Origin of the sequence: Vallicoccus soli (genome assembly GCF_003594885.1) — a bacterium.
In the GTDB taxonomy this organism is placed as follows: domain Bacteria; phylum Actinomycetota; class Actinomycetes; order Motilibacterales; family Motilibacteraceae; genus Vallicoccus; species Vallicoccus soli.
In genome coordinates this window covers 500,738-519,997 of record NZ_QZEZ01000002.1, presented here as the reverse complement: position 1 = coordinate 519,997, position 19,260 = coordinate 500,738, and the positions used below count along the sequence as shown (strand labels likewise).

The 19,260-nt window shown below is 77.6% G+C and carries 17 protein-coding genes and 1 tRNA gene; 17 read left to right on the top strand and 1 reads right to left on the bottom strand.

Features of this window, described 5'->3' with window-relative positions:
- The first annotated feature begins 66 nt into the window (after positions 1-66).
- The 9 genes from D5H78_RS07645 (at position 67) to D5H78_RS19280 (ending at position 10,045) form a co-directional block, all read left to right on the top strand.
- The gene (locus D5H78_RS07645; RefSeq protein WP_119949794.1) at positions 67-846 is read left to right on the top strand and encodes a TIGR03936 family radical SAM-associated protein; all 780 of its coding nucleotides are present in this window, start codon (positions 67-69) and stop codon (positions 844-846) included.
- 125 nt (positions 847-971) lie between these two features.
- A complete protein-coding gene (locus tag D5H78_RS19735) occupies positions 972-4,724 on the top strand; it encodes an Rne/Rng family ribonuclease (protein WP_218566344.1) in 3,753 nt (1,250 codons plus the stop codon).
- 152 nt (positions 4,725-4,876) lie between these two features.
- Positions 4,877-5,188, top strand: coding sequence for a 50S ribosomal protein L21 (gene rplU, locus D5H78_RS07630; RefSeq protein ID WP_119949793.1), 312 nt, complete (start codon positions 4,877-4,879; stop codon positions 5,186-5,188).
- A 36-nt stretch (positions 5,189-5,224) separates the two neighbouring features.
- Entirely contained in the window at positions 5,225-5,485 is a 261-nt protein-coding gene (gene rpmA / locus D5H78_RS07625) for a 50S ribosomal protein L27 (protein ID WP_119949792.1), read from the top strand.
- Positions 5,486-5,587: 102 nt separating this feature from the next.
- Positions 5,588-6,943 (top strand): GTPase ObgE, encoded by a 1,356-nt coding sequence (gene obgE, locus D5H78_RS07620; RefSeq protein WP_119949791.1) that lies wholly within the window; start codon positions 5,588-5,590, stop codon positions 6,941-6,943.
- Positions 6,940-8,076 carry a glutamate 5-kinase gene (gene proB, locus D5H78_RS07615; protein WP_177891161.1) on the top strand — a complete coding sequence of 379 codons (1,137 nt, stop codon included), beginning with the start codon at positions 6,940-6,942 and terminating at the stop codon, positions 8,074-8,076. The genes obgE and proB overlap by 4 nt, the downstream gene beginning before the upstream one ends.
- Before the next feature lie 35 nt (positions 8,077-8,111).
- Entirely contained in the window at positions 8,112-8,495 is a 384-nt protein-coding gene (locus tag D5H78_RS07610; RefSeq protein WP_119949790.1) for a hypothetical protein, read from the top strand.
- A 38-nt stretch (positions 8,496-8,533) separates the two neighbouring features.
- Positions 8,534-9,823, top strand: a complete 1,290-nt coding sequence (locus D5H78_RS07605) for a glutamate-5-semialdehyde dehydrogenase (protein WP_119949789.1) — start codon at positions 8,534-8,536, stop codon at positions 9,821-9,823.
- 75 nt (positions 9,824-9,898) lie between these two features.
- The gene (locus tag D5H78_RS19280; RefSeq protein WP_165865645.1) at positions 9,899-10,045 is read left to right on the top strand and encodes a hypothetical protein; all 147 of its coding nucleotides are present in this window, start codon (positions 9,899-9,901) and stop codon (positions 10,043-10,045) included.
- A gap of 9 nt (positions 10,046-10,054) precedes the next feature.
- On the opposite strand, the gene D5H78_RS07600 is transcribed toward D5H78_RS19280, so the two are convergent.
- Positions 10,055-11,263: an EAL and HDOD domain-containing protein gene (locus tag D5H78_RS07600; protein ID WP_119949788.1), complete on the bottom strand. Its 1,209-nt coding sequence runs from the start codon at positions 11,261-11,263 to the stop codon at positions 10,055-10,057.
- A 274-nt stretch (positions 11,264-11,537) separates the two neighbouring features.
- Between D5H78_RS07600 and nadD the strand changes: the two genes are divergently transcribed.
- From nadD to D5H78_RS07560, 8 genes are all read left to right on the top strand, one after another.
- A complete protein-coding gene (gene nadD, locus D5H78_RS07595; protein WP_119949956.1) occupies positions 11,538-12,134 on the top strand; it encodes a nicotinate-nucleotide adenylyltransferase in 597 nt (198 codons plus the stop codon).
- A 31-nt stretch (positions 12,135-12,165) separates the two neighbouring features.
- Positions 12,166-12,600, top strand: a complete 435-nt coding sequence (rsfS, locus tag D5H78_RS07590) for a ribosome silencing factor (protein ID WP_119949787.1) — start codon at positions 12,166-12,168, stop codon at positions 12,598-12,600.
- On the top strand, positions 12,597-13,268 hold the full coding sequence (locus D5H78_RS07585; RefSeq protein WP_425472928.1) for a histidine phosphatase family protein: 672 nt from the start codon (positions 12,597-12,599) through the stop codon (positions 13,266-13,268). Before rsfS ends, D5H78_RS07585 begins: the two co-directional genes overlap by 4 nt.
- Before the next feature lie 80 nt (positions 13,269-13,348).
- Positions 13,349-13,421 (top strand) — tRNA-Ala (locus D5H78_RS07580).
- A gap of 128 nt (positions 13,422-13,549) precedes the next feature.
- Entirely contained in the window at positions 13,550-14,674 is a 1,125-nt protein-coding gene (locus tag D5H78_RS07575; protein WP_119949785.1) for a diguanylate cyclase domain-containing protein, read from the top strand.
- A 232-nt stretch (positions 14,675-14,906) separates the two neighbouring features.
- Positions 14,907-17,783 (top strand): leucine--tRNA ligase, encoded by a 2,877-nt coding sequence (leuS, locus tag D5H78_RS07570; protein WP_119949784.1) that lies wholly within the window; start codon positions 14,907-14,909, stop codon positions 17,781-17,783.
- Positions 17,780-18,640 carry a DegV family protein gene (locus D5H78_RS07565; RefSeq protein WP_119949783.1) on the top strand — a complete coding sequence of 287 codons (861 nt, stop codon included), beginning with the start codon at positions 17,780-17,782 and terminating at the stop codon, positions 18,638-18,640. Before leuS ends, D5H78_RS07565 begins: the two co-directional genes overlap by 4 nt.
- Entirely contained in the window at positions 18,640-19,176 is a 537-nt protein-coding gene (locus tag D5H78_RS07560; protein WP_119949782.1) for a DUF1990 domain-containing protein, read from the top strand. The genes D5H78_RS07565 and D5H78_RS07560 overlap by 1 nt, the downstream gene beginning before the upstream one ends.
- Positions 19,177-19,260 lie beyond the last annotated feature (84 nt).

Here is a 19,260-nt window from a genome sequence, read left to right as displayed (position 1 = left end):
ACCCCCGACCCCTGCAGGAGGACCGCGTTGGCGAGGACGCCCGAGGGGCCGCCGCCGCCCCCGGCGGTGCAGAAGCTGCGGCTGCGCTACACCAAGCGGGGCCGGCTGCGCTTCGTGAGCCACCGCGACTTCCAGCGCGCCTTCGAGCGGGCGCTGCGCCGCTCCGGCGTGCCCATGGCCTACTCGGCCGGGTTCTCGCCGCACCCCAAGGTCTCGTACGCCGGCGCGGCCCCCACCGGGGTCGCCTCGGAGGCGGAGTACCTGGAGCTGTCCGTGGTCCAGCGGGTCGACCCCGAGCGGCTGCGCGCCGCCCTCGACGCGTCGCTGCCCGACGGGCTCGACGTGGTCGAGGTGCTCGAGGCGACCCCCGGCACCTTCGCCGACCGGCTCGAGGCCTCGGTGTGGTCGGTGCGCCTCGGCGGCACCTCCCCGCAGGAGGCGCAGGCGGCCGTACGGGCGTTCCTCGCCGCCGAGCGGGTCGAGGTGCAGCGGCTCACGAAGAACGGCATGCGCACCTTCGACGCCCGCGAGGCGGTGCTCGCCCTGGAGGTCGTCGACGGCGCGGACGGCGCCGCGGCGGCCGCCGGCGGCGCGCCGCCGGCGACCCCGGCGGCGGACGAGGGGCCCTGTGCGATACTTCGCGTGGTCGTCCGGCACTCCACACCGGCCGTACGACCCGACGACGTCCTGTCAGGACTGCGTCAGGTGGCCGACCTCGCGCCGCCGGGACCGGTCGCGGTGACCCGGCTGGCGCAGGGGCCGCTCGACGCGTCCACGGGAGCGGTGGGTGATCCGCTCGCCCCCGACCGGGACGCCGCCGCCGCAGTGCCGGGCACCGTCCCCTGACGCGCCCGGCGCGCGGGCCAGCGACTTCCGCCGGTGTCGCACGACCCCGGCGGCACACGACGACCCGCTCCCGAGCGGCACGGCCCCAGGGCTGAGCCCGGGAGCATGACGGGAGACCCGCCCGGATGCTCGACAGCGAGCCCACCGGCGCCAGGGACGACGGCGCCGACGACACGACCAGCACCAGCACGGCCGGCACCAGCCCGGCCGGCACCAGCCCGGCCGGCAGCAGCCCGGCCGGGGCGCCGGACGCCGCGGAGCCGGCCCCCGCGCCGCGGCGGCGCCGCCGCGCGGCCAGCCGGCCCGCGGGACCGCCGCAGGTGGAGGCGCCTGCCGACGCGGCCCCCGGCGACGCGGCCCCCGGCGACGCGCCCGGCCGGGCGCAGGACGCGCCGGTCGACCCCGCGCAGGACGCGCCGGTCGACCCGACCGTGGAGGCCGGCACCGACGTCGCCGGGGCGGCCGTCGCCGTCACCGACGAGGACGAGCAGGCGGACGAGGCCGGCGTGGCCCCTGCCGACAGCTCGGGGAGCACCGGCGAGCGGGCCCAGGAGCCCGAGCCGGCCCAGGAGCCCGAGCCGGCCCAGGAGCCCGAGCCGGCCCAGGAGCCCGAGCCGGCGCCCGCGCCGCGCGCCCGCCGCCGCCGGGCGGCGAGCCGCCCGGCCGGCACCCCGACCGCCCCCGTCGACGACGCCACCGGGACCCCGGAGCAGGGCGCGCCGGAGCAGGGGTCCCCGGACCCCGCGGACGAGGGCGCCGGGGCCGGTGCGGGGACCGGTACGGCAGCGACGGGGGAGCCCGCCGACGAGGCGTCCGCCAAGCCCGCCCGCCGCACCCGCAAGCGCGCGGCCGCCAAGACCGCCGCCCCGGCCGCTCCCGTCGAGGCCGCCCCCGCGGAGGCCGCCCCCGCGGAGGCCGCGCCCGTGGAGGCCGCCCCCGTGGAGGCCGCCCCCGTGGAGGCCGCCCCCGTGGAGGCCGCCCCCGTGGAGGCCGCCCGGGCGGACGAGACCGTCCTCGCGGCCTCCGCCACCACGGAGCAGGGCGCCGGTGCCGAGCAGCCCGCCGAGCAGCCCGCGGCCGTGGTGCCCGCGGCCGAGCAGCCCGCGGCCGAGGAGCCCGCGCCGCGCCGCCGGTCCCGGCGCCGGGTGGCCCAGCCCTTCGCGGAGCCCGTCGAGGAGCCCGCGGAGGTGCCGGCGCCGGTCGCCGCCGCGGCCCCGCCGGTGGTGCTCTTCCAGCCCCCGACGCCCGTCACGGTGCCGGACGGCGCGACGGGCGACGCCGAGGGTGCCGACGCCGGTACCGCCGGCGACGCCGCCGAGCGCCCGACCCGGGCCCATCGCTCCCGGCGCCGCCGGGACGAGGAGGCCCCGGAGCCGGGGGCGCAGGGCGCGCCCGACGCGCCGGCCGCCGCGACCGACCCCGCCGCCGCCGCGGTGGCCGAGGACCTGGCCGCGCTCGCGGGGCGGACCGACCGCGCCGACGACCGCGCCGACGACCGCGCCGCCGGGCAGGCCGACGGCCGCGCCGACGCGGGCGACGAGGACGACGACGAGCAGGACCGCGGCGAGGGCCCGGACGACCGGTCCGACGAGGAGGGCGGCGGGCGACGCCGCCGCCGCCGGGGCGGCCGGGGCCGGCGCGGGCGTGCCCGCGACCGGGACGACAGCGACGACGACGAGCGCGACGACGACCGCGAGGACGACGGCGAGGACCGTGCGTCGGACCGGGGTGCGGGCGTGGTCGAGGACCGCGACGCCGACCGCGACGCCGACCGCGACGCCGACCGCGACGAGGACGACGACCGCGACGACGAGCAGGAGGGCGGCGGCTCGAGCAGCCGCCGCCGGCGCCGCCGCCGGCGCCGCGGGGGCGGCGGGTCCGACGAGCCGGCCACCGGCCCCGACGACCCCGAGCGCACCGTGGTGCACGTGCGCGAGCCGCGCCGGCGCGACGCGCGGGTCGAGGAGGAGTCCCGCGGCGACGACGGGCGCCGGGGCGAGGTCACGTCCGTCAAGGGCAGCACCCGCCTCGAGGCCAAGAAGCAGCGCCGCCGCGAGGGCCGCGACCAGGGCCGCCGCCGCCCGCCGGTGATCACCGAGGCCGAGTTCCTCGCCCGCCGCGAGAGCGTCGAGCGGGTCATGGTCGTGCGCCAGGCCGGCGACCGCACGCAGATCGGCGTGCTCGAGGACGGCGTGCTCGTGGAGCACTACGTCAACCGGGCGGCGTCGACCTCGTTCGTCGGCAACGTGTACCTCGGCCGGGTGCAGAACGTGCTGCCCAGCATGGAGGCGGCGTTCATCGACATCGGCAAGGGCCGCAACGCGGTGCTCTACGCCGGCGAGGTCAACTGGGACGCCGCCGGCCTCGAGGGCCAGCCGCGGCGCATCGAGGTGGCGCTGAAGTCCGGCGACCCGGTGCTCGTGCAGGTCACCAAGGACCCGATCGGGCACAAGGGCGCCCGGCTCACCGCGCAGGTCAGCCTGCCGGGCCGGTTCCTCGTGTACGTCCCCGACGGCTCGATGACCGGCATCAGCCGCAAGCTGCCCGACACCGAGCGCAGCCGGCTCAAGCAGATCCTCAAGCGGGTCGTCCCCGAGGACGCCGGCGTCATCGTCCGCACGGCGGCCGAGGGGGCCAGCGAGGACGAGCTCGAGCAGGACGTCGCGCGCCTGGCCGCGCAGTGGGAGGAGATCCAGCGCAAGGCCCGCTCGGCCTCGGCGCCGGCCCTCCTGCACGGCGAGCCGGACCTCACCATCCGCGTGGTCCGCGACGTCTTCAACGAGGACTTCGCCCAGCTCGTCGTCTCCGGCGACCAGGCGTGGTCCGAGATCGAGCCGTACGTCGGCTCGGTCGCCCCCGAGCTGGCCCCGCGCCTGCAGCGCTGGACCGGGGTGCAGGACGTCTTCGCGGCGCACCGCGTCGACGAGCAGCTCATGAAGGCGCTCGACCGCAAGGTCTGGCTCCCGAGCGGCGGCTACCTCGTCATCGACGACACCGAGGCCATGACCGTCGTCGACGTCAACACGGGCAAGTTCATCGGCAAGGGCGGCAACCTCGAGGAGACGGTCACGAGGAACAACCTCGAGGCCGCCGAGGAGATCGTCCGCCAGCTGCGCCTGCGCGACATCGGCGGGATCATCGTCGTCGACTTCATCGACATGGTCCTGGAGAGCAACCGCGACCTCGTGATGCGCCGGCTGCTCGAGTGCCTGGGCCGCGACCGGACCAAGCACCAGGTCGCCGAGGTGACCTCGCTGGGGCTCGTGCAGATGACCCGCAAGCGCGTCGGGCAGGGCCTGCTCGAGGCGTTCTCCGAGACGTGCGTGCACTGCTCGGGCCGGGGGCACGTCGTGCACCTGGACCCGGTCACCCCGGCGCCGTCGCCGCAGAACGGCCCGGCCGCGGTGAAGCGCCGCACGGCCAAGGGCCCGACGCCGCCGCCGCCCGCTCCCGCGGACACGACCGCTCCCGCGGGCACGCCCGCTCCCGCGGACCCGGTCGCCGCGGCGGACCCCGTCGCCGCGGCGGACCCGGTGGCCGGCGAGCCCGTGCCCGGGGAGCCGTCGACCGCGCCGGACCGGGGCGAGGACGTGCCCGCCGCGGGCGCGGCCGTGACCGGCGACGGCGCGGTGGACGACGTCGTGCCCGTCCAGCAGGTGGGCGACCCGGTGGGCGCCCAGCCCGCCGCGGAGGACCCCGCCGTGGTGGGGGCCCTGCCGGGCGAGGCCGCGGACGACGGGCGACCCGCGCGGCGCCGGCGCACCGGCACCCGCCGGGCGGCGACCCGTCCCGCGGGCTCGCCGGGGCGCACCGCCGGGGCGGCGCCCGACGGCGCCACCGCACCCGCCGACGCGGCGGGCGCGCCGCAGCCGACGTGAGCCGCGGCCGGGCGGGCACCCTGGTTTGACCCGGCCCGCCCGGCCTCCGTACCCTGGTGCGTCGGCGCGCCCTCGTGGCGCGCCCCCCGTGCGCCCCCCGGTCGGGACGCGGCGCACGACCCCTGATCGATCGAACGAGAGTGAGCTCCCCGGTGTACGCGATCGTCCGTGCTGGCGGCCGTCAGGAGAAGGTCGCCGTCGGCGACGTCCTGACCGTCGACCGTGTCCAGGGCCAGGCCGGCTCCACCGTCCAGCTGCCGGCCCTGCTGGTCGTCGACGGCGACACCGTGACGAGCGGCGCCGAGGAGCTGTCCCGCGTGACGGTGACGGCCGAGGTCGTTGAGCCCGCCAAGGGCCCGAAGATCACGATCCTGAAGTACAAGAACAAGACCGGCTACCGCAAGCGGCAGGGCCACCGCCAGAAGCTGACCCGGCTCAAGGTCACCGGCATCGAGACGGCCTGAGCGCCGCACCCCCACGACGACCAGGCGGAGGCAGCCATGGCACACAAGAAGGGCGCGTCGTCGACGCGCAACGGCCGCGACTCGAACGCGCAGCGCCTCGGCGTGAAGCGCTTCGGCGGCCAGCAGGTCAACGCCGGCGAGATCATCGTCCGCCAGCGCGGCACGCACTGGCACCCCGGTGCCGGCGTCGGCCGCGGCGGTGACGACACGCTGTTCGCCCTCACGGCGGGCGCCGTGGAGTTCGGCAGCGCCCGCGGGCGCCGCGTCGTCAACGTCGTGGCGACCGACGCGCAGTGACGCACCGCTGAGCCGCGCAGCGCTCAGCACCAGGAGCACCGACCGGGGAGGGTGGGCCGACGGCCCGCCCTCCCCGTTCGCGTACCACCCCGAGGAGGACCTGTGACCACGTTCGTCGACCGCGTCGTGCTGCACGTGGCGGCCGGTGACGGCGGTCCCGGCGTCGCGTCCGTGCACCGCGAGAAGTTCAAGCCGCTCGGCGGCCCCGACGGCGGCAACGGCGGGCGCGGCGGCGACGTCGTGCTCGTCGTCGACCCCAGCACCACGAGCCTGCTCGACTACCACCACGCCCCGCACCGGCGCGCGACGTCCGGTCGGCCGGGGCAGGGCTCGCACCGCAACGGCGCCGACGGCGCCGACGTCGTGCTGCCGGTGCCCAACGGCACCGTCGTCAAGGCGCCCGACGGCGAGGTCCTCGCCGACCTCGTCGGGCCGGGCACCCGCTTCACCGTCGCCCAGGGCGGGCGCGGCGGGCTCGGCAACGCCGCGCTGGCCTCGGCCAAGCGCAAGGCGCCCGGCTTCGCCCTGCTCGGCGAGCCCGGGGACAGCGGGGACGTCGTCCTCGAGCTCAAGACCGTCGCCGACGTGGCGCTCGTCGGCTTCCCGAGCGCGGGCAAGTCGAGCCTCGTGGCCGCCCTGTCCGCCGCGCGGCCCAAGATCGCCGACTACCCCTTCACCACGCTCGTGCCGAACCTCGGCGTCGTCGACGCCGAGGGGGTGCGCTTCACCGTGGCCGACGTGCCCGGGCTCATCCCGGGCGCGAGCCAGGGCAAGGGCCTGGGCCTGGAGTTCCTGCGCCACGTGGAGCGCTGCTCGGTGCTCGTGCACGTCCTGGACTGCGCGACGCTGGAGCCGGGACGCGACCCGCTGACCGACCTCGACGTCATCGAGGCCGAGCTGGCGGCGTACGGCGGCCTGCAGGACCGTCCCCGGCTCGTCGTGCTCAACAAGGTGGACGTGCCGGAGGCCCGCGACCTCGCCGACCTGGTGACGCCCGACCTCGAGGCCCGGGGCCTGCGCGTCATCCCGATCAGCGCCGCGAGCCACGAGGGCCTGCGGACGCTGCGCTTCGCGCTGTCCGAGGTCGTCAGCGCCGCGCGCGCCGCCGCCCCCGCGCCGGAGGCCACGCGGATCGTGCTGCGGCCGCGGGCCGTCGACGACGCCGGCTTCGAGGTGGTGCGCGAGGGCGAGGCGTTCCGGATCCTCGGCGAGAAGCCGCTGCGCTGGGTGCGCCAGACCGACTTCACCAACGACGAGGCCGTCGGCTACCTCGCCGACCGGCTGCACCGCCTGGGGGTCGAGGAGGCGCTGCTCAAGGCCGGGGCGGTCGAGGGCTCCGAGGTGCTCATCGGGCCGGGCGAGGACGCCGTGGTGTTCGACTGGGAGCCGACGGTGCAGGCCGGTGCCGAGCTGCTGCACGGCCGCCGCGGCACGGACCTGCGCCTCGAGGGCCGGTGAGCGGCGCCGCCGGGCTGCGCGACGACGTCGTCGCGGCCCGCCGGGTCGTGGTCAAGGTCGGCTCGTCCTCGCTGACCACCGCCGAGGGCGGCATCGACGACGCCCGGGTCGTCGCGCTCGTCGACGCCCTGGCCGAGCGCCGCGCCGCCGGCGCCGAGGTCGTGCTGGTGTCCTCCGGGGCCATCGCGGCCGGGCTGGCCCCGCTCGGGCTGGCCCGCCGCCCGCGCGACCTCGCCACGCAGCAGGCCGCGGCGAGCGTCGGGCAGGGCCTGCTGGTGCACCGCTACACCGAGGCGCTCGCCCGGCACGGGCTGACCGTCGGGCAGGTGCTCCTCACCGCCACCGACGTCGTGCGGCGCACGCACTACCGCAACGCCCAGCGCACCCTCTACCGCCTGCTCGCGATGGGCGCGCTGCCCGTCGTCAACGAGAACGACACCGTCGCCACCGACGAGATCCGCTTCGGCGACAACGACCGGCTCGCCGCGCTCGTCGCGCACCTCGTCGACGCCGACCTGCTCGTGCTGCTCTCCGACGTCGACGCGCTCTACGACGGCGACCCCCGGCGGCCGGGCACCCGGGCCCTCGACGAGGTGCGCGGCCCCGAGGACCTCGAGGGCGTGCAGGTGGGGCGGGCCGGCCGCTCCGGCGTCGGCACCGGCGGCATGGCGACCAAGGTCGAGGCCGCCTCCATCGCGACCGCCGCGGGTGTCCCGGTGGTCCTGACCTCCGCGGACCGGGCCGGGGCCGCCCTGACCGGCGCCCCCGTCGGCACGTACTTCCACGCCCGCGGCCGCCGCTCGTCGACCCGGCTGCTGTGGCTGGCGCACGCCACCTCCGCGCAGGGGCGCCTGCACCTGGACGCCGGCGCCGTCGCGGCGGTCGTCGGCCGGCGCACCTCGCTGCTGCCCGCGGGCGTGACCGGCGTCGACGGCGACTTCGTGGCGGGCGACCCGGTGGACCTCCTCGACGAAAACGGCCACGCCGTGGCCCGCGGGCTGGTCAACTACGACTCGGCAGAACTCCCCGGCCTGCTCGGCCGGTCCACCCGGGAGCTCGCCCGCGAGCTCGGCCCCTCGTACGAGCGCGAGGTCGTCCACCGCGACGACCTCGCCCTGCTCGGGACGCGCTGAGCCGCGGCGGGGCCCGCCCCGTCGAGGAGGACCCCGTGCCCGACCCGCGCCTCGTCCTCCTGCCGGAGGGCGAGCGGCCGCTGCTGTGGCACGTCACGCTCGTGGTCGGCGGGGCGCGCACGGGCGTCGAGGAGGTGCGCGCCGCGCTGGGCCGCCTCGCCGAGGAGCGGGCCTTCCTCATCTCCGCCCGCTACACCGACGAGCGCGCGGAGCTGCGGTACTGGGAGGAGGCGTCCTGCCTCGACGACGCCGCGGCGCTCGCGCTGCGGCTGTGGGGGGAGCACCGGCGCACCGCCGGCCTGCCCGCGTGGGCGGTGACCGGCCTCGAGGTGCTCGACCGGGGGACGTTCCACTGGCGGGCCGAGCAGGGCAGCGGCGCCGCGGCGCTCGTGGGCAGCGGGGGCATCCGGCCGTTCTGAGCCACGCCGGCGGCACCGGCGCCCGTACGATCGGGGCCATGGACGAGCGCACGACCGTGACCGACGACGCCGACGCGGTGCTCGAGGCCGCCCGACGCGCCCGGGAGGCCGCCGTCGCCCTCGCGCCCCTCACCCGGGCGCAGAAGGACGCCGCGCTCCTCGCGGCCGCCGACGCCCTCGAGGGCGCGGTCGACCGGGTCCTCGCGGCCAACGCGCAGGACGTCGAGCGGGCGCTCGCGGCGGGCACCTCGGCGGCGCTCGTCGACCGGCTGCGGCTCGACGCCGGCCGCGTCGCGGCGATGGCCCAGGGCCTGCGCGACGTCGCCGGCCTGCCCGACCCGGTCGGGGAGGTGGTGCGCGGCTCGCGCCTGCCCAACGGCCTGGAGCTGCGCCAGGTGCGGGTGCCGCTGGGCGTCGTCGGGATCGTGTACGAGGCCCGCCCCAACGTGACCGCCGACGCCGCCGGGCTGTGCCTGAAGTCGGGCAACGCGGTGCTGCTGCGGGGCTCGTCCTCGGCCCGCTCGTCCAACGCCGCGGTCGTCGAGGTGCTGCGCGGCGCCCTCGCGGGCACCGCCGTGCCGCCGGACGCGGTGCAACTCGTGCCGGGGGACTCCCGCGAGTCGGTGAAGCACCTCATGCGCGCCCGCGGGCTCGTCGACGTCCTCGTGCCGCGCGGCGGGGCCTCCCTCATCCGCTCGGTCGTCGAGGAGTCCACGGTGCCGGTCATCGAGACCGGCACCGGCACCTGCCACGTGTACGTCGACGCGGCCGCCGACCTCGACCAGGCCCTCGCGATCCTGCTCGACGCGAAGGCGAGCCGGCCCAGCGTGTGCAACGCCGCCGAGACCCTGCTGGTGCACCGCGAGGCCGCGCCCGCCTTCCTGGCCCGCGCGCTGCCCGCGCTGCGCGACGCGGGGGTCACCGTGCACGCCGACGCCGCGGTCACCGCCGAGGCGGAGCGGGCGGGCGTGGACGTCGTCCCGGCCACCGACGAGGACTGGGCGGAGGAGTACCTCTCGCTCGACATCGCCGCCGCCGTCGTCGAGGACCTCGAGGCCGCGCTGGCGCACATCCGCCGCTGGGGGAGCGGGCACACCGAGGCCGTCGTCAGCGCGGACCAGCGGGTGTGCCGGCGCTTCGTCGAGGGCGTCGACGCCGCCGCGGTCGCGGTCAACGCCTCGACCCGGTTCACCGACGGCGGGGAGTTCGGCTTCGGCGCCGAGATCGGCATCTCGACCCAGAAGCTGCACGCGCGCGGCCCGATGGGCCTGCCCGAGCTGACGTCGACGACCTGGGTCTACACCGGCGACGGGCACGTGCGCGGCTGAGCCGCCGCCCCGGCCGGTACCCTCCTGCCACGGCCGCCCGTCGGGCGGCGCCGACACCGAAGGACCGGTACGAGCATGCTGAGCGCGCTGTCCGCCGTCGCCGCCGAGAGCGAGGAGCACGTCAACGAGCTCCCCGCCGAGCCGCTCTGGCTCGGCATCGGGGCCTTCGGCGTCCTCCTCCTGCTCCTGCTGGTCACGCTGTCCTTCAACCGGCAGCGCTGAGCCGGGGGCTCAGCCGCCGAGGGCGCTCTCGACCGTCTGCAGCGACCAGCCCACCGCGCTGAGGTACGCCCGCGAGACGTCGAAGAGCGCCAGGCCGCTGTCCTCGACGCGGGCGACGTCGCCCTCCTCGTACGCGATGACGGCGGCGACGAGCTCGCCCAGCGGGCCCTCGCGCTTGGCCAGGGCGCCGGTGAGCTCGTCCGAGAGCGGCATCCGCTCGAGCAGGACGTCCATGGGCAGGCCGAGCACCATCTCCAGGCTCGAGAGCAGCCCGGCGATGAAGGCGGTGTCGGGCTTGACCCCCGGCAGGTCCGCGGCGACGAGCTCGCAGGTGCGCGCGCGGGTCATGGCGACCGACAGCTGCTCCTCGTTGCCCGTGCCGGCGTCGGCGAGGACCATGAGTAGCAGCCACGAGCGCAGCTGGCGCAGGCCGAGCATGACGAGCGCGTCGCGGATCGACTCGATGCGCCGCCGGGCGCCCGCGCCGACGGAGTTGGCCGCGCGCAGCACCCGGTAGTTGAGGGCGAGGTCCACCCGCACGATCGACTCGACCTCGGCGACGCCCATCGCGGGGTCCGAGAGCTGCGCGAGCAGCTGCAGGGCGGTGATCTGCGACGGCGAGATCGACGCGGCGGTCACGACGTCCGGGCGCACGAGGAAGTAGCCCTGGAAGTAGTCGAAGCCCAGGTCGCTCACGCGCTGCATGTCGTCGAGCGTCTCGACGCGCTCGGCGACGAGCTGCACGCCGTGCTCGCGGCAGCGCTCGACCCGGCGGGCGAGCACCTCGGGGTCGACGTCGAGGACGTCGAGCTTGACGAAGTCGCACAGCTCGAGGAACGGCACACGCTCGGGCTCGAAGACGAAGTCGTCGAGGGCCAGGCGGAAGCCCTGCTCGCGCAGGGCGCGGGCGCCGGCGAGCACGTCGGGCTCGGCGGGGACCGTCTCCAGGAGCTCGAGGACCGCGACCTCGGGGGAGAAGGGGACCGGCATCGCGCCGACGACGAACGGGCGCGTGACGTTGACGAAGGCCAGCCGGTTGCCGACGAGCCGCTCGAGGCCGAACTCGGTGAAGGTGTTGATGATGACCCGCGTCGTCGCGGAGTCGCCGGTCTCGCCGGCGCCGTGCGAGCCCTCGCCGCCGCGGAACAGCAGCTCGTAGCCGAGCACGCCCAGGGAGCGGTCGAAGATCGGCTGGCGGCCGACGTGGACGCGGCTCATCGTGCTCCTCGTACGGGTCGTGGGGCGGTCCTGCACCTCATCGGCGCGGCCGGGCCCGACCTGAACCACCCGGACCGGTCGTGCGCGACGGGAGCGCGCGGGCGCGGCCGCCGCGCCCCGCTAGGGTCGCCCGCGGCGGGCGCGCACCGGGCGGGCCGCGGGGAGGTGGCGCGTGGCGGACGGGGCAGGGGCGCTGCCGGGCGGTGCCGTGGCGCTGCCGGGCGGTGCCGCGGCGCGCGGCGCGGGGGCGCCGGCCGTGCGCCGGCTCGGCGTCATGGGCGGCACGTTCGACCCGGTGCACCACGGGCACCTCGTCGCCGCGGCGGAGGTCGCGAGCGAGTTCGGGCTCGACGAGGTCGTGTTCGTGCCCACCGGCCTGCCGTGGCAGAAGAGCCAGCGCGCGGTGTCGTCGGCCGAGCACCGCTACCTCATGACGGTCATCGCCACCGCGTCGAACCCCCGCTTCACGGTGAGCCGGGTCGACGTCGACCGGCGGGGGCCGACGTACACCATCGACACCCTGCGCGACCTGCACGCCGAGCGGCCCGAGAGCGAGCTGCTCTTCATCACCGGCGCCGACGCGCTCGCGGCCATCCTCACCTGGAAGGACGCCGCGGAGCTGTTCTCGCTGGCCCACTTCGTGGGCGTCACCCGCCCCGGGCACGAGCTGTCCATGGAGGGCCTGCCGACGGACCGGGTCAGCCTGCTCGAGGTGCCGGCCCTGGCGATCTCGTCCACGGACTGCCGCGAGCGCGCCGCCACCGGGCGCCCGCCGTGGTACCTGGTGCCCGACGGGGTGGTGCAGTACATCGCCAAGCACCGGCTCTACCGCGCGGGGACGGCCCCGGGCGACGCGCCCGACGTACCCTAGGTGCGGTCAGGACCACCGCCGAGAGGACCCCGTGCCCGCCACCGACCACGCCGTGGGGCTCGCGCTCACCGCAGCCCGCGCCGCCTCGGACAAGCTCGCCGACGACATCCTCGTCTTCGACGTCAGCGACCAGCTCGTCATCACCGACTGCTTCGTGCTCTGCTCGGCGCCGAACGACCGCCAGGTGCGCTCGATCGTCGACGAGGTCGAGGACCGGCTGCGCGCCGCGGGCGCCAAGCCCGTGCGGCGCGAGGGCGAGCGCGAGGGCCGGTGGGTCCTGCTGGACTACGCCGAGGTCGTCGTGCACGTGCAGCACGCCGAGGAGCGCGTCTACTACGCCCTCGAGCGGCTGTGGAAGGACTGCCCGGTCGTCGAGCTGCCCGCGGAGGTGCGCGCCCAGCAGGAGCAGCGCGCCGGTGCGCGCGCGGGCTCCGGCGCCGGCGCGGTGCACGGGACCGCGCTCTGAGCGCGCAGCCCACGGCGCTCGGCCGGGCGACCGGCGGGCGCCGCCTCGTGCTGTGGCGCCACGGGCGCACGACGTGGAACGCCGAGGGCCGGTTCCAGGGCCAGACCGACGTCGACCTCGACCCGACGGGCGTCGCCCAGGCCGAGCGCGCCGGGCCGATGCTCGCCGGGCTGGGCCCCGCGCGCGTCGTCGCCTCCGACCTGCGCCGGGCGCAGGGCACCGCCGCGCCCCTCGCGCGCGCCACCGGCCTCGAGGTGGCGCTGGACCCCGGGCTGCGCGAGACGCACGCCGGGCGCTGGCAGGGCCTGCGCATGGCGGAGATCCGCGAGCGCTTCCCCGACGAGGTCGCCCGCTGGGACGCCGGCGACCCGGACGTGCGCCCGGGCGGCGGGGAGTCCCGCCGCGACGTCGCCGCGCGGACCACCGCCGCGCTGCACCGCGCGCTCGAGGGCGTCCCCGACGGCGGCACCGTCGTCGCCGTGACCCACGGCGGCGCCGCGCGCATCGCCGTCTGCGCGATGCTCGGCTGGCCCACCGAGGTGTGGAACAGCCTCGCGGTGCTGTCGAACTGCTCCTGGTCGCTGCTGGCCGAGGGCGCGCACGGCTGGCGCCTCGTCGAGCACGGCGCGGGCACCCTGCCCGAGCCCGTCCTCAGCGAGGAGGGCTGAGCGCGGGCGCCGGGGTGCGCGGGGCCGGTTTCCGGTCGGGGGCGAGGACCCGCTAGAGTGGCGGAGCCCGCGAGGGCGGCGGGGCTGTAGCGCAGCTGGTAGCGCACCTCCATGGCATGGAGGGGGTCAGGGGTTCGAGTCCCCTCAGCTCCACAGGGGGTCGGCGGTCCGCGCGAGCGGGCCGCCGTCCGTCGTCTACGGGACCACGCACCCGGTCACAGCAGCATCACGGTCCCGGCGCTCGGCTCAAGGTGACGGCCCGACGTGACGAGGATGTGGCCATGGTGGAGCTCGCCCCGCGCGCCCGTGGACGCTACGACGCCGCGGTGGCCCGCTCGCTGCCCGGCCTGACCGCCGGCCTGTCGGTCACCTGCCTGGTGCTCGCCGGCCTGCTCGCCGCCGCGGGCGGCCCCGCCCGCTGGGTGGGCGCCGCGGCCGCCGCGGTCGTGGCGGTCCTCGCCGGCGCCCTGTCCCTCGTCGCCGCCCACCGCGGGCTGCCGCAGCGCCAGGGGCACCCGCTCGGGGCCGCGGCCCTGGTCCTCGCCGCGGTCGTCGTGCAGCTGCCCGTCGCGCTCGAGCAGGACGTGCGGTACGGCAGCGCCACGCTCCTCGTCGTCGCCGCCGCCGGTGCCGCGCTGCTCGACCCGCGGTGGCTCGCCGGCACCCTGGGGGCGGTGGCCGCCGTCGTGGCCGGCACGACCGCCGTCGCGGCGGCCGGTGCCGGCGACGCCGTCGCGGTCGCCGGTCCCTTCGTCGCCGCCTGCGCCCTGGCCAGCGCGCTGCACGTCGTGCGCCGCCGCGGCGTGGACGCGCTCGTCGACGTGCGGGCCGCGGTCCGGGAGGAGACCGTCCGCGACCACCTCACCGGCGCGGTCAACCACCGCGGCGTGACCCTGCTCGGCCGGCAGATGGTCGAGGCCGCCCGCCGCCAGGGCGACGCGGTGCACGTGGTCTTCGTCGGCGTGCACCGCCTCGAGGCGGTGCGCTCCGCCCTCGGCCAGGAGGCCGCCGACGAGGTGCTCATCAGCGTCGCCGACGCCATGCGCAGCTCGGTGCGCGCCACGGACGTGGTGGCCCGCTGGCACGGCGACGACTTCTGCGTCGTCGGGCCCGGTCCCGGGATGCCGCCGGTCGAGCTCGAGCGCCGGGTGCGCGACTACCTCAAGCGCCGCCCGCCGGTCGACCGCCGGGTCTGGGACCCGCGGGTCGACACCGGCGGCGCCATGCTCACGCCGTGGGACTCCGGCTCCGTCGAGGAGCTGCTCGAGCGGGGCGAGCGCGAGCTCGAGGTGCAGCGGGCCCTCGCCGCACCGGTGCCGCCGCCGGTGCCACCGCACCCCGGCGCGCGGGGGAGCGGGCTGCCCCACGACGCCGTCCCGCCCCCGGGCGTCGACCGCCGGGACTGACCCCGCGGCCCGGGCTCGTGCGGGCTGGCGCGGGCCGGTCACCGGCGCACGACCGCGGCGGGGCCGCTGCCGCCGCGCGCTAGGCTGGCGGCCGTGCGAGCCGCACCGCACCCCTGCCCCCGCCGGGAGGCGCCGCGCTGACGGGACCCCGTCGGGCGGTGGCCGGTGGTGGCCGGGTGGTGGCCGAGAGACGGCGGGGCGGCCCACCCGAGCGAGGGGACGTACCGACCGCATGACCGAGCACGGCACCACGGCGAGCCCGACGCAGGAGCGGGGGGACGACGTCCCGCCGCACCGCTACACCGCGGCCCTCGCCGCCGAGCTCGAGGCGCGGTGGCAGGACCGGTGGGAGCGCGAGGGGACCTTCGAGGCGCCCAACCCGAGCGGCCCGCTCGCCGGCGACCCCGAGGTCGTCGCCCGGCCCAAGCTCTTCGTCATGGACATGTTCCCGTACCCCTCGGGGTCGGGGCTGCACGTCGGGCACCCGCTGGGCTACATCGCGACGGACGTCTTCGCCCGCTTCCAGCGCATGGCCGGGCGCAACGTCCTGCACACCCTGGGCTACGACGCCTTCGGCCTGCCCGCCGAGCAGTACGCCGTGCAGACCGGCCAGCACCCGCGGGTCACGACCGAGCAGAACATCGCGACGATGCGCCGCCAGCTGCGCCGGCTCGGGCTGGGCCACGACCCGCGGCGCTCGGTGTCGACGATCGACCCGGACTACTACCGCTGGACGCAGTGGATCTTCCTGCAGGTCCACGGCTCCTGGTACGACGCCGAGGCCGGCCGCGCCCGCCCGGTCGCCGAGCTGGTGGCGGCGTACGAGAGCGGGGAGCGCCCCACGCCCGACGGGCGGCCCTGGTCGGCGCTGAGCGCGGCGGAGCGGCGCGACGTCGTCGACGGGCAGCGCCTGGCGTACCCGGCCGAGGCGCCGGTCAACTGGTGCCCGGGCCTGGGCACGGTGCTCGCCAACGAGGAGGTCACGGCCGAGGGCCGCTCCGAGCGCGGCGGGTTCCCCGTCTTCCAGCGCAACCTGCGCCAGTGGATGATGCGGATCACGGCGTACGCCGACCGCCTGGTCGACGACCTCGACCACCTGGACTGGCCCGAGCCGGTCAAGCTCATGCAGCGCAACTGGATCGGGCGCAGCCACGGCGCGCACGTCGACTTCCCCGTCGAGGGCCGCGAGGGCGCGCTGCGGGTGTTCACCACCCGCCCCGACACGCTGTTCGGCGCGACGTACATGGTCGTGGCGCCGGAGCACCCGCTCGTCGCGTCGGGCCTGCCGGGCACCTGGCCGCTGGGGACCAAGGCGGACTGGACCCGCGGGGCGAGGACGCCGCAGGAGGCGGTGGCGGCGTACCAGCGCTCCGCCGCGTCGCGCACGGACCTCGAGCGCCAGGAGGACCGGACGAAGACCGGCGTGTTCACCGGCCTCTTCGCGGTGAACCCGGTCAACGGCGCGCGCATCCCCGTGTTCGTCGCCGACTACGTGCTCATGGGCTACGGCACCGGCGCGATCATGGCCGTGCCCGCGCAGGACGAGCGCGACTTCGCGTTCGCGGAGAAGTACGACCTGCCGGTCGTGCGGACCGTGCAGCCCCCGGAGGGCTTCGAGGGCGGCGCGTTCACCGGCGACGGCCCCGCGGTCAACAGCGCCAACGACGAGGTGTCGCTCGACGGGCTCGGCGTCGAGGAGGCCAAGGCGCGGATCGTCGCCTGGCTGGAGGAGCGCGGCGCGGGGCGCGGCACGACGACGTACAAGCTGCGCGACTGGCTGTTCAGCCGCCAGCGCTACTGGGGCGAGCCGTTCCCGATCGTGTACGACGAGGACGGCGCGGCGCTGCCGCTGCCGGACTCGATGCTCCCGGTGGAGCTGCCGGAGGTCGACGACTACTCCCCGCGCACCTTCGCCCCCGACGACGCCGACTCCGACCCCGAGCCCCCGCTGGGCCGGGCGACGGACTGGGTCGAGGTCGAGCTCGACCTCGGCGACGGTCCGAAGCGCTACCGCCGCGAGACCAACACCATGCCCAACTGGGCGGGCTCGTGCTGGTACCACCTGCGCTACCTCGACCCGACGAACGCCGAGCGGCTCGTCGACCCGGAGGTCGACCGCTACTGGATGGGCCCGCGGGACCCGTCGGACCCGGACGACCTGGGCGGCGTGGACCTCTACGTCGGCGGCGTCGAGCACGCCGTGCTGCACCTGCTCTACGCGCGGTTCTGGCAGAAGGTGCTCTTCGACCTCGGGCACGTCGCGAGCCCCGAGCCGTACCACCGGCTCTTCAACCAGGGCTACATCCAGGCGTACGCCTTCCAGGACGCGCGCGAGGTGTACGTCCCCGCCGCCGACGTCGTGGAGCGCGACGGCGGCTGGTACTACCAGGACGAGCCGGTCACCCGCCGCTACGGGAAGATGGGCAAGTCGCTGAAGAACAGCGTCACGCCCGACGAGATGTCGGCCGAGTACGGCGCGGACACCCTGCGCGTCTACGAGATGTCGATGGGCCCGCTCGACGTGTCCCGGCCGTGGGAGACCAAGGCCGTCGTCGGCTCGTTCCGCTTCCTGCAGCGGCTGTGGCGCAACGTCGTCGACGAGGCGACCGGCGAGGTGCGGGTCATCGACGACGCCCCGCCGGCGGAGCTGCTGCGCCTGCTGCACCGGACGGTGGACGGGGTCCGCGGCGACTACGCCGGGCTCAAGCTCAACACGGCCGTGTCCAAGCTCATCGAGCTGAACAACGCGCTGGGCCGCGTCGGCGGCCCGCCGCCGCGCGCGGTCGCCGAGCCGCTGGTGCTCATGCTCGCCCCGCTCGCCCCGCACGTGGCCGAGGAGCTGTGGTACCGGCTCGGGCACGAGGGGTCGCTGGCCCGCGAGCCGTTCCCGGAGGCCGACCCGGCGCTGCTCGTCGAGGACACGGTGACCTGCGTGCTGCAGGTCAAGGGCAAGGTCCGCGGCCGGATCGAGGTCCCGGCGTCGGTCGGCGAGGACGAGCTGCGCGAGCTCGCGCTCGCCGACGCCGGCGTCCAGCGCGCCCTGGCCGGTGCGCCGGTGCGGACCGTCGTCGTGCGCGCGCCGCGCCTGGTCAACGTCGTCCCGGGGTGAGCGGTCGCGTCGCGGTCGTCACGGACTCGACGGCCGCCCTGCCGCCCGGCCTCGCCGGCGGGCTCGGCGTCCACGTCGTGGCCCTCGCGGTGCAGGTCGGCGACGAGGCGCACGCGGACGGCCCGGGCCTGGCGCCCGGCGCGGTGGCCGACGCGCTGCGCTCGGGCCTGCGCCTGCGCACCTCGCGCCCCTCGCCGGGCGACCTCGCGGCGACGTACGGGCGGGCGGCGGCCGAGGGGGCCGGCGCGGTCGTCGCGGTCCACCTCTCCGGCGCGCTGTCGGGCACCGCGGAGGCCGCGCTCGCCGCGGCCGGCTCGTCCCGGGTGCCGGTGACGGTCGTCGACTCGCGCAGCCTCGGGCTCGGGCTCGGGTACGCCGTCGCCGCGGCCGCCCGCGCCGCCGCTGCCGGCGCCGGCGCCCAGGAGGTCGCCGAGGCCGCACGGCGCACCGCGGCCGGCACGTCGGTCCTGTTCTCCGTCGCCTCGCTCGAGCCGCTGCGCCGCGGCGGGCGCGGGGGAGCGGCCGCCCGGCTCGTCGGCGCCGCGCTCGGCGCCCGCCCGCTCATGCGCCTGCACGACGGGGTCATCGTACCGGTGGAGAAGGTCCGCACCCCGTCGCGGGCGCTGGCCCGGCTCGAGGAGCTGGCCGTGGAGGCCGCCGCGGACCGGCCGGTCGACCTCGGCGTGCACCACCTCGCGGAGCCGGAGCGCGCCGCGGCCCTGCTCGAGCGGCTGCGCGCCCGGGTGCCGGGCGCCCGCGCCGCGCACGTGGCCGAGGTCGGTGCGGCGGTCGGCGCGCACGTCGGGCCGGGGGCGCTGGGCGTGGTCGTGGCGCCCGCCGGGCAGGAGGGGGCGTGATGGAGGACCTGCTGCGCCGGGCCGTCGCGCTCGAGCCCACCCACCGCGACGTCGGCGCCTCGCTGCGCCCCGCCCCCGAGGGCTGGGACGCCCTCGACGTGCGGGCGTACGTCGGCCACGGCCCCGCCGACCACGCCGCGGCCGCCGAGGCGGTCCTGGGCTGGCGGATGCACGAGGGCGCCGGGCTCGCCGTCGCCGCGTCGGACCCGGTCGCCCGGGGAGGCACCACCGTCGCCCTGGGCCTCGGCGCCGGGCCGCTGCGCGTGCGCTTCGCCTGCCGGGTCGTGGTCGTCGTCGACGAGCCGGGCGCGCGCGGCTTCGCCTACGCCACCCTGCCGGGGCACCCGGAGACCGGCGAGGAGTCGTTCGTCGTCCGGACCCTCCCGTCCGGCCTCGTCGTCCTCGACGTCCGCGCCGTCTCGCGCCCCGCCTGGGGCCTCGTCCGCCTCGCCGGCCCCCTCGGCCGGCTCGCCCAGCGCGCCGCCGTCCACGCGTACGCCCGCGCCGTCCGCCGCGCCGTCGTCGCCGCGCGCTGACGCGCCGCCGCCCCGCAACTCTCCTCCGCCGGCACCCCCGGCACCCCCGCCAGCCCTCCTGCCGCCGGGACCCTCCTCCGCCAG